The 10,824-nt window shown below is 71.5% G+C and carries 7 protein-coding genes; 3 read left to right on the top strand and 4 right to left on the bottom strand.

Features of this window, described 5'->3' with window-relative positions:
- Positions 1 to 203 precede the first annotated feature (203 nt).
- Positions 204 to 1,028: a spermidine synthase gene (locus D9T14_RS12815; protein ID WP_119162907.1), complete on the bottom strand. Its 825-nt coding sequence runs from the start codon at positions 1,026 to 1,028 to the stop codon at positions 204 to 206.
- Between the two features lie 143 nt (positions 1,029 to 1,171).
- Between D9T14_RS12815 and D9T14_RS12810 the strand changes: the two genes are divergently transcribed.
- Complete coding sequence (locus D9T14_RS12810) at positions 1,172 to 1,354, top strand: Rv0909 family putative TA system antitoxin (RefSeq protein ID WP_119162906.1); 183 nt, start codon at positions 1,172 to 1,174, stop codon at positions 1,352 to 1,354.
- Between the two features lie 137 nt (positions 1,355 to 1,491).
- Here D9T14_RS12810 and clpB read toward each other — a convergent pair whose 3' ends face one another.
- On the bottom strand, positions 1,492 to 4,095 hold the full coding sequence (gene clpB, locus D9T14_RS12805) for an ATP-dependent chaperone ClpB (protein WP_119162905.1): 2,604 nt from the start codon (positions 4,093 to 4,095) through the stop codon (positions 1,492 to 1,494).
- Between the two features lie 356 nt (positions 4,096 to 4,451).
- Here clpB and D9T14_RS12800 point away from each other — a divergent pair, with 356 nt between their 5' ends.
- Positions 4,452 to 6,893 carry an AfsR/SARP family transcriptional regulator gene (locus tag D9T14_RS12800; protein WP_119162904.1) on the top strand — a complete coding sequence of 814 codons (2,442 nt, stop codon included), beginning with the start codon at positions 4,452 to 4,454 and terminating at the stop codon, positions 6,891 to 6,893.
- Positions 6,894 to 7,675: 782 nt separating this feature from the next.
- Here D9T14_RS12800 and D9T14_RS12795 read toward each other — a convergent pair.
- Positions 7,676 to 8,515, bottom strand: a complete 840-nt coding sequence (locus tag D9T14_RS12795; protein WP_119162903.1) for an ABC transporter permease — start codon at positions 8,513 to 8,515, stop codon at positions 7,676 to 7,678.
- Positions 8,512 to 9,561: an ATP-binding cassette domain-containing protein gene (locus D9T14_RS12790; protein WP_119162908.1), complete on the bottom strand. Its 1,050-nt coding sequence runs from the start codon at positions 9,559 to 9,561 to the stop codon at positions 8,512 to 8,514. Before D9T14_RS12790 ends, D9T14_RS12795 begins: the two co-directional genes overlap by 4 nt.
- A 139-nt stretch (positions 9,562 to 9,700) precedes the next feature.
- On the opposite strand from D9T14_RS12790, the gene D9T14_RS12785 reads away from it, so the two are divergent.
- Positions 9,701 to 10,600: a sulfurtransferase gene (locus D9T14_RS12785; protein WP_119162902.1), complete on the top strand. Its 900-nt coding sequence runs from the start codon at positions 9,701 to 9,703 to the stop codon at positions 10,598 to 10,600.
- Positions 10,601 to 10,824 lie beyond the last annotated feature (224 nt).

Here is a 10,824-nt window from a genome sequence, read left to right as displayed (position 1 = left end):
ATGGCTTCGGCTTTCATCCGCACCAGCATGTAATTGTCTGTACGTTTCTTCCACCTGATCAGAACAGCGGTTTCTTCCGGGGTGACCTCAACCTGCATGCCCCAATCATATCCGAAAACAAGACCAGAAATCCATCAAGAATACGGTTTTGTTTCATGACGGCCATACTAAATTTTTCCTTGGATAGGTTTTCCCTCTCTTTGTTACAGCGTCCGGGCGTCTCGGGTTATCGGGCTGGGTACGGGCGCCGTGTCGTCGAAGGGCTCGACCCGCCCGCGCCAGCGGGTCATCTCGTCGGGCTGGATCCAGCGGTAGGGGAAGACCGCCGAGGCGCCCCTGCGCAGCAGGTCCTCCATGGGGAGCCGCCGGTTCGAGGCGAGCATGACGAGGTTCCCCATGCGGCGGCCCTTGAGGATCGCCGGTTCGGAGCTGACCGCCTGTTCGCTGAAACAGGTGGCGGCCCCGGCCAGGACGCCGCGAGCCCAGCTGAACGGCCTGGTGTCGGTGACGTTGAGCACCACGACGCCGCGCGGGGTGAGCACCCTGGCGTACTCGGCGAAGGCCTGAGCAGTGACGAGTTCACCGGGCACGGACAGGTCGGTGAAGGCGTCGACGATGATCATCTTGGCGTAGTCCGCGGGCATGGCGGCCAGGCCGGTGCGGCCGTCCTGGGCACGCACCTTGATGCCGGAGCGGGGCGGCAGCGGCAGCTTCTCGCGCACCTCGGCGGTCAGCCCGGCGTCCGGTTCGAGGACGATCTGCGGCGAGGTCGGGCGGGTGTGCGCGACGTAGCGGGCCAGTGTCATGCCCGCGCCCCCGACATGGACGACGCGGAAGCGCTCACCGGCCGGCGCCCACAGGTCGATCAGTTCGCAGATGCGTTCCATGTAGGGGAACTCGACGTGCGTGGGATCGGCCGGGTCGATGAACGAGTGCTCCACCCCGCCGCCAGCGACGACGAAGGCACCCGGCACGTAGCGGTCGGGGACGACACGCAGGACGGAATCGTCGTGCGGCTGCTCGCCCATCGCGCCCTCCCCCACTCGACGGCCCCGGCCCGGCGGGGACGTGGCCAGGCTAGCGCCGCGCTGGCGGCCGGGACGACCTGCTGGCACGATGGGGTGCGGCGGGCGCCGCCCGGCGCCCGTCTGGCCGACGAAAGGAGAACTGCATGGGTCTGGATGATCTCGCGAAGAAGGCCGGGGACGCGCTCCACAGCGATCAGGTCGAGAAGGCCAGCGACCAACTCCTCGGCAAGGCGAAGGACACGGCGAAGAAGGTCACTGGCGGCAAGTTCGACGAACAGATCGACAAGGCCGCCGAGAAGGCCGACAAGGCCATCGGCACCGAGTGACCTGCACATGACGAGGTGCCGCACCCCTGGGGTGCGGCACCTCCGCCGTGTCAGTGGGAGCCGAGACGGTTCCCGTCTCCGGGGACCTGCTTGCCCGGTGCGTCTCCGACGCGCCGGTGGGCCCCGGCCCGGCCCGCTCAGTCCCGCTGATCCTCGTCGATCGTCTCGGCGATGCGCAGCCCCGTGCCACCGTCCTGGTCGAAGCGGACGCGCTGGCCGTCGGTGACGCCGCCGGACAGCATGGCGCGGGCCAGCTGGTCCTCGACGGTGGTCTGCATGAGGCGACGCAGCGGGCGGGCGCCGTACACCGGGTCGTAGCCGGTGTCGGCCAGCCAGGCCCGGGCCGCCTCGGTGGTCTCGACCGTGATCCGGCGCTCTGCCAGCCGCCGGTTGAGCCGGTCGAGGTTGATCTCGACGATGCGGTCGAGGTCCTCGCGGCTCAGCGCGTCGAAGAGCACCATCTCGTCCAGCCTGTTGAGGAACTCGGGCCGGAAGGCGTCGCGGACGACGGCCATCACCCGGTCGCGGCGCTCCTGCTCGTTCAACGTCGGATCGGCCATGTACTGCGAGCCGAGGTTGCTGGTGAGGATGAGGATCGTGTTGCGGAAGTCGACGGTGCGCCCCTGCCCGTCGGTGAGGCGGCCGTCGTCGAGCACCTGCAGCAGGATGTTGAAGACGTCCGGGTGGGCCTTCTCGATCTCGTCGAGCAGCACCACCGAGTAGGGACGGCGCCGCACCGACTCGGTGAGCTGGCCGCCCTCCTCGTAGCCGACGTAGCCGGGCGGGGCGCCGACCAGACGCGAGACGGCGTGCTTCTCCATGTACTCGCTCATGTCGATGCGCACCATGGCGGTCTCGTCGTCGAAGAGGAACTCGGCCAGTGCCTTGGCCAGCTCTGTCTTGCCGACGCCGGTGGGGCCCAGGAACAGGAACGAGCCGGTCGGCCGGTTCGGGTCGGAGATGCCGGCCCGGGCGCGCCGGACGGCGTCGGAGACCGCCCTCACCGCGGTCTTCTGGCCCACCAGGCGGACGGCCAGCCGGTTCTCCATGTCAAGCAGTTTGGTGCTCTCGCCCTCGAGCATCTTGCCGACGGGGATGCCCGTCCAGGCCGAGATGACCTCGGCGATGTCCTCGCTGGTGACCTCCTCGGAGACCATCGCGGTGCGCTGGCCGTCCTCCTCGGCGGCGGTGGCCTCGTCGAGCTGCTTCTCCAGGGCCGGGATCTCGCCGTAGAGGATCTGGCTGGCGCGCGCGAGGTCGCCGTCGCGGGTGTAGCGCTCGGCGTCGGTGCGCAGGGCGTCGATCTGGGTCTTCAGCTCGCCGACCCTGTTGAGCCCCTCCTTCTCGGCGGCCCAGCGGGCCTCCAGGCCCCGCAGCTCCTCCTTCGCGTCGGCCAGTTCCTGGCTCAGGTGGGCCAGGCGGGCCTTGGAGGCGGGGTCGTCCTCCTTCTCGACGGCGAACTGCTCCATCGTGAGCCGGTCGACCTGGCGGCGCAGGTTGTCGATCTCCTCGGGGCTCGAGTCGATCTCCATGCGCAGCCGGCTGGCGGCCTCGTCGACGAGGTCGATGGCCTTGTCGGGCAGCTGACGGCCGGTGATGTAGCGGTGCGAGAGCTGCGCGGCGGCGACGAGTGCCGAGTCGGTGATGCGCACCTTGTGGTGGGCCTCGTAGCGTTCGCGCAGGCCGCGCAGGATGGCGACGGTGTCCTCGACGGAGGGCTCGCCGACGAACACTTGCTGGAAGCGGCGTTCCAGGGCGGGGTCCTTCTCGATGCGCTCGCGGTACTCGTCGAGGGTCGTGGCGCCGATGAGGCGGAGCTGGCCGCGGGCGAGCATGGGCTTGAGCATGTTCGAGGCGTCCATCGAGCCCTCGGAGGCGCCCGCCCCGACGACGGTGTGCAGCTCGTCGATGAAGGTGATGACCTGGCCGGAGGCCTCCTGGATCTCCTTGAGGACGGCCTTGAGGCGTTCCTCGAACTCGCCGCGGTACTTCGCGCCGGCCACCATGGAGGACAGGTCGAGCGAGACGAGGCGGCGGCCGCGCAGCGAATCGGGCACGTCGCCCTTGACGATGCGCTGGGCCAGGCCCTCGACGACGGCGGTCTTGCCGACGCCGGGTTCGCCGATGAGCACCGGGTTGTTCTTGGTGCGGCGGCTGAGCACCTGGGCGACGCGCCGGATCTCGGCGTCCCGGCCGATGACGGGGTCGAGTTTGCCGTCGGCGGCCTCCTTGGTGAGGTCGACGGAGTACTTGTCGAGCGCGCTCTCGCCGCCCTCGGCCTCGGGGTTGGTGATGCGCCGGTCGCCGCGGGACTCGTTGAAGGCCTGTTCGAGGGCCTCGGTGCCCACGCCCGCGCCGGACAGGATGGTCTGGGCCTCGCCCGCCACGGCGGTGAGGGCGATGAGCAGGTGCTCGGTGCTGACGTACTGGTCGCCCAGCTGGTCGGCCCGGTTCTCGGCGTCGGCCATGACGCGCGCGAACGCGCCGGACAGCTGGGGCTGGGAGACCGACGAGCCGCTGGTGCTGGGGAGTCGCTTGATGGCGCGCTGGGTCTCGGTGTCGATGCGCGCGGGATCCGCGCCGACGCCGCTCAGCAGCGGACCGACGGAGTTCTCCGGCACCATCAGCATGGCGTGCAGCAGGTGCACGGGCTCGGCGGTCGGGTTGCCCTCGGTGAGGGCCAGCCGCACAGCGGTCGTGACCGCGTCACGGCTCATCGTGGTGAGTTTCTCGGTGTCCATGGGTCCTTCTTGCTCGAACGAAGACTAAGTTGAGTCTACCTCACTCAACTCTGTTTCGGGTGGTGATATTCCCGCCACGCAGCCCTGAGCGACAGTGCTGTCACCCCCACGGTCCGAGGCCGGGACATCCGTCCGGATCGGCGCTGGCACAGAACCACAGCAAGGCCGACGGAGCCCCGTGGCTCGAACAGTTGAGACCTCCGACGGTGCAGCGGCCCCAGCGCGCCGGTTCCTGCCCGGGGCTGGGACCGCGGGACCGCCCGTGCCATCATGCGTTCTCACCCGCCCCGCCCGGCACCTCGTGGGATGATGACCCGAGTCCATTCCACGGACCCACGACCCCGGGAGAGTGATCGATGGTGCAGCACGGCGCGGCCCCCTCGGACTCCCGGACCACTCGCCCGACGCGCCTTCTCCTGCTGCGAGAGCCGCCCGCGTACGGAGGGCGGGCGCTGACCGGACGGGCATCTGCGCTCGTCCACGCGCTCGCGCTGGCCGAGGGGGCGCCACTGGGCCAAGGCGAGCTCGTCGCGTCCGTGTGGCCCGACGACCCTCCCGAGCACCCGCGTCAGTCCCTGCAGGTCGTCGTCTCTCGGACGCGCAGGCTGCTGGGCGAGGGGGCCCTTGTGCGCCGGGGCGATGGCTACGCGCTCACGCTGGGGGCCGGTGAGGTCGACTTCACCGATCTGCTCCGGCGCTCCGAACAGGTCTCCCATGCCCTCACCCGGCGCACGCCCTCCTCCGTGGTAGGACTCACCGAGGAGCTCCCGGCCATCCCCGATGCGGCGGCCGAGGACGCCGACTCGCCGCGCGGCCTGCTGCTCGCCCGGGCCGCAGCGGCGCTGAGGCGCTGCCACCGGGCCCGTGCCCTCGCCCTCGAGACCCTCGGCCGTTGCCGGGAGGCCGTACCGCTCCTGCTCGGGCTCGTCCCCGAACTGCCTGATGACGAGGCCGTCCTGGCGGCCCTCGTGCGCGCCGAGGCCTGGGCCGTGTCGCCGGCGGCGGCGCTGAGACGCTACGAGGACTACCGACAGCGCCTGAGTCGGATCGGCGCCGTCCCAGGCCCGCAGCTGCGCGCGGCGCACGAGGCGGCACTCGCCGCCGAGAACCCCGTGCGGCAGGGCGTGCGGACGCACCCCACGCCCCTGCTCGGCCGCGAGGCCGACATCCTCGCCGTCACGGACGCCGTGGCGACCGGCCGGCTGGTCACGATCACCGGCCCCGGCGGCGTCGGCAAGACCCGATTGGCGCAGGAGATCGCCTCCGCCGCTCCCCTGCCGGTGGTCAGGGCCCTCACCCTGACATCGGTCTGCCCGCGACCGGCCGGCGGCGACTCGCCGCGCTCGCCGGAGGATCGGCGCCCAGCAGTGGCACGGCTCGCCCGGGAACTGCTGGGCGCCATGGGCCAGGGCACCCGGGCCGGCGAGGACCCCCGGTCCGGGCTCGTCCGAGCGGTGTCGGCTCCTGGCACACTTCTCGTCCTCGACGACTGCGAGCACGTCGTCGAACCCCTGGCCGGGCTCCTCGGACAGCTGCTGGCCGCGGCACCGCGCCTTCACGTCCTCGTGACCTCCCGGCGGACACTCGATCTCGCCGGCGAGCACGTCCACCGTCTCGCCCCGCTGAGCGCCGAGGCCGCAGCCGCCCTGTTCACTCAGCGGGCGCTGGCCGCCCGGCCCCGCCAGCACGTCGACGCCGACGACCTGGACCGGCTGCTGCCCGCCCTGGAGGGCGTCCCCCTGGCCATCGAGCTCGCCGCGGCGCGGACCCGTGTCATGTCCGTCGGCCAGCTCACCGAACGTCTCGGGAACGAGCTCCCGGGCCAGGGCGGGCCCCGCGACCTGCCCGATCGGCAGCGCAGCCTCACCGCCGTCATCGACTGGTCCTGGCAGCTGCTGTCGGACGATCAGCGCCGGGCGCTCTCGCGGTGCGCGCTGCTCGCGGACGGCTTCAGGCTCGAGACGATCGAGGGCGTGCTCGGCCCGGAGGCGGCCGTCCTCGTCGACGCCCTCGTCTCCCACTCCCTCCTCGACGTCGACGCGGCCGATCCTCCCCGCCTGCACATGCTCGCCTCGGTCCGCGAGCGCGTCCTGGACCGGCTCCACGAGGGCCCGGACGCCGGCCCCGCCCACGAGTCGGTACGCCGCTGGACGCTCGGGCTGGCCGAGGAGGCCCTCGACCTGGCCCAGGGGCGGGCCGTCCCGGAGACGACGGACACGCTCCTGGCCGAGGAGCCCAGCCTGGTCGGCGAGCTCGCCAGGGCCCTGGGCGATGACGGCCGGGGCACGAGGCCCGAGGACGCCCTCGTCCTCGGGGCGGCGCTGCTGCTCTGCTGGACGTCGAGCTGGTACTACGACCGGCTCGCCACGTGGATCCCCCGCCTGCTCGAAGCCGCGACGACTCCCGCGCCGGATCCGCGCGGCAACACCGCCCGGATGCTCATCCTCCACCACGCCGCGACGAACGCCTGGCTCCTGGGTCCGCTGCCCGAGTCCGTGCGCTCACGCATCCCCGACTCCTTCCCCGGCGAGGACGCGTGGCTGTCGGGCATCCGCCGCGTCGTGCGCACGCCCCACGCCGAATGGCCCGCGCTCGTCGAGGACGCGGATCCGTGGACGGCCTGGGCGGCGTGTTCCCGGGTCGTCATGGATCTGGAGAACCGCGGTGAGCTCGACGACGGCCGTCACGCTCAACCGCACCCTCCTGGCCCGGATGCGCGCCACCGGGGCGACGCTCAGGCAACCCGTCGAGCTCGAGCTCGAACTCGACGGCCTGCGTCTGGTGCTGGAGACCGGTGACTACGCGATGGCGCGCGCCGTGTGCTCACGGCTCCTCGCCGAAGCCGAACGACTGGCCATGCGGGACGTCCACCTCGGGGCGCTGCGACTCCAGCGCGCATGCTGCGCGGTCTATCTCGACCCTAGCCCGCAGAAGGCCACTGCGCTCCTGGCCGACAGCGCCCAGCTGCGGGCGCCCGGCATGGCCGCTTTCGTGGCGGCACTGCTCAGCGGCGAGATGGAGCTGCTGCGGGGCAGGCCGCGCGAGGCTGCCCTCGCCCCAAGGGACCATCTCGAACGCGTCAGGGGCGACTCGTCCATCCCGGCGGCCAGCCCGTGGGAGATCTACGGTCTGGCCATCTGCCTGATCCTCGACACCGAACTGGACGAGCCCACCGCGGCGGAACTCGAGGCCCCGGCGATGCGGCGCAGGGGGCTGCGCGTGCTGGGACAGGTCCTGCACGACCCCGCCGCGAGCCGGTTCGACCTGCCGACGACGACGGCGCTGGCCTGTGCGGTGGGCCTGTCCTGCGCGGTGGGCCGGCCGGAGACCGGGCGGGCCGGGGCGCGGCTGCTGGCCACGGCCATGGCCTGCGGCCCCAACCAGACCTCCCGGCTGCTCTCGCTGACCGAGCTCGGGCGCCGGGCGGAGGCGCTCGATCCGGAGCTCTGGGCGGCGAGCAGGGCCGAGGCCGCGGCCCTGAACCGTGCCGAGCTCCTCACCCGCATGAGCCTGCTGGCTCACGAGCTCGCCGAAGGACTGTGAGACACCGGCGAGCCCGGCCACGTGCCCGGCAGGGCCCTCAGGCCTCGCCTTGGTAGCGACGCACGGTGAGGGGCGCGGCGACCACCACGATGACGAGGCAGCCCAGTACCGACCACCGCAGGTCCGCGGCGCCTCCCGTACCCGCCGCCCCGTCCAGGACGTAGCGCAGGGCGCTGACCGTGTACGAGACGGGGTTGTGCTCGGCGAAGACCTTCAGCCAGTGGGGCAGGGTGTCGATCGGCACCATCGCGTTGGACAGATAGCACAGCGGGAACAACAGGATCGTGTTGAAGCTCGTGACCGCCTGGGCCGACGGGAAGAGCGTGCCCAGCAGAAGGAAGAGCCAGGAGATCGCCCAGCCGCAGCCGGCCGCCAGGACGACCACCCCGAGGCCTCCCCACCAGCCGTGTTCGGGCCGGTAGCCCATGGCGACGCCGGTGACCAGGGTCAGGGAACCGCACACGCCATAGCGCAGCAGATCGGTCGCCATCGGGCCGAGCAGCGGGGCGAGCCGTGACATCGGCATGGCACGGAAGCGGTCGAACACACCCTTGTCCATGTCCTCACGAAGGTCCACCCCGACGCTCTGGCAGGTGGTGAGCACATTGGTCATGACCAGGCCGGGGACGAGGATCGGCAGATAGCTCCGCACGTCACCGCTGATGGCCCCGCCGAGCAACTGACCGAACATGACGGTGAACAGGACCGGCTGGATGAGGACGTCGAAGAACTCGGCCGGGGTGCGCATCATGGTCAGCCATGAGCGCCACGCCATGGCGGCGGTGTCGGCCACCAGACGGGACTCGGCGAAACGGCGAGCATGCGGGCGGCGGGTGCCGGTGGTGAGCGGGCTGGGTCGGGTGAGAGTGCTGCTCATGCGTTCTCCTCGGTGCCGGTGCGGCTGGCGGGGGCCTCCTGGGTGTCGGGTTCGGGGTCGTGCCGGGTCAGGGCGAGGAAGACCGAGTCGAGGCTGGGGCGATCGACGGAGACGGCCACCGGGGCGATCTCCTGCCCGCGCAGGGCCACGAGCACGTCGGTCGCCGCCGCGGAGGTGCCGGCCGCCAGAAGCACGTGCACCCGGCCGGCGGTGCGCTGGACGGGGGCGCCCCGGCCCATGATCTCGGTGACGAGCCGGACCCCGCGGTCCTCGTCCGCCGTTGAGGCGAACGTCAGGGTGAGGGTCGAGGAGCCCACGCGGTCCTTGAGTTCGTCCGCCGTCCCCTCGGCGATCATGCACCCATGGTCGATGATGCCGATCCGGTCGGCGAGGCGGTCGGCCTCGGCGAGGTACTGGGTGGTGAGCAGGACTGTCGTGCCCCGGGCGACGAGATCGGTCACGACGTCCCACATCTGCTCCCGCGTGCGCGGATCCAGCCCCGTGGTCGGCTCGTCCAGGAAGACCAGGGGCGGTGCGGCGACGAGGGAGACCGCCAGGTCGAGGCGGCGGCGCATCCCGCCGGAGTAGCCGCGTACCTGCTTGCGGGCGGCGCCGGTGAGGTCGAAGGCCGTCAGGAGTTCGTCGGCCCGGGTGCGGCAGTCGGGGCGTGACAGCCCGGTGAGGCGGGCGAACAGGAGCATGTTCTCGGCGCCGGTGAGGTTCTCGTCGACGCTCGCGTACTGGCCGGCGACGCCGATGGCGCTGCGCACCCGATGCGGTTCGCGGCGCAGGTCATGGCCCATGACGCGCGCCTCGCCGGCGGTGGGACGCAGCAGCGTGGTCAGCATCCTCACGACGGTCGACTTGCCCGCCCCGTTGGGCCCCAGGAGTCCGTAGACGGAGCCCCGGGGCACCACGAGGTCGAGTCCGTCGACGGCGGTGAACGACCCGAAACGGCGCCGCAGGCCGCGGGCCTCGATCGCCGCAGGGGCCGGGCCGTTCGACGGCCCGTCCCCGCGGCGAGTGGACGGTGGTGTTGTGCTCATGGACTCCACGGTGTCCGAGGGCGCTTTCACGGTGCTTTCATCCCGCTCTCATCGCCCCGACGAGGATCTGCCGGAGGACGGCTCGGGCTCAGTAGGCTGGGCCTGTCAGGAACAGCGTCGTCCCGCGAGAGGAGCACCGATGAGCGATTCGACACCGGACAGCACCCGGACGTCAGGTCCCGCCGCCGGAACCGGGGCGGGGGCACCCGCGCTGGTGGACGTGTCCTGGCTCGCCGAGCACCTGGGCGAGCCGGGCCTGGTGGTGCTCGACGCCACGATGGGCCCGTCGCCGTCCTCGCCGCGCATCCCGGGCGCCCGGTGGTTCGACCACGACGAGGCCATGGCCGCGCCCGGCTCGGACCTTCCCCACACACTGCCCGGCATCGAGCACTTCCAGGAGCAGGTGCGCCGGCTGGGCGTCGACGACGCCGGTCACGTCGTCGTCTACGACGGCACGGGGATCTTCTCCTCGCCGCGGGCCCGGTGGATGCTGCGGCAGGCCGGGCACGGCCGGGTCAGCGTCCTCGACGGGGGCCTGCCCGCCTGGCTGGACGCCGGCCTGCCCACCGAGCCCTGGCCCGAGGAGGCCGACCCGCGCCAGGGCCCCGAACCCGGCGACTTCACGGCGACCGGGAGCTTCGAGCCGGCCGTCGTGCCCTTGGCGGGGCTGGAAGCGCTGCTGACCGATCCGGGGTTCACCGTCGTCGACGCCCGCGCCCACGAGCGTTTCACCGGGCAGGTGCCCGAGCCGCGCCCGGGGCTGCGCTCCGGCCACATGCCCGGCGCGGTCAACCTGCCCTTCACCGAACTGCTCGTGGACGGACGCCTCATGCGTTCACCCGACGAGCTGCGCCGGATCCTCGACGCCGCGATCCCACCGGGCACCCGGCCCGTCGCGTCCTGCGGCTCGGGGGTCACGGCGACCGTCATCTTGTTCGCCCTGGAACTGGTCGGGCGCGGTGACGGGCTGCTCTACGACGGCTCCTGGTCGCAGTGGGGACGCCCCGACGGCGGGGCGGTTGTGACCGGCGAGGCCTGAGCCGGCACAGCGCAGGCACCCAGCTCTGGAATGCTTGGTGTTTTTCGGATGGTGGATGAAATAATCATGAGACATGGCGGTCATATCAGCACACGACGAGGCTTATTCATAGGGTGTAGGTGAAGATGATTCCGAGTATTGCTGTGATGGTGTCTGGGAGGGTGTTGATGGGGCGCCTGTAACCGGTTTTGGGGGTGTGCCAGGTTTTAAGGTTTGCGATGGCT

The sequence above is a fragment of the Propionibacterium australiense genome, from assembly GCF_003666605.1.
GTDB classification, from domain to species: Bacteria; Actinomycetota; Actinomycetes; order Propionibacteriales; family Propionibacteriaceae; genus Propionibacterium; species Propionibacterium australiense.
This window is presented reverse-complemented; position numbering and strand designations above follow the sequence as displayed.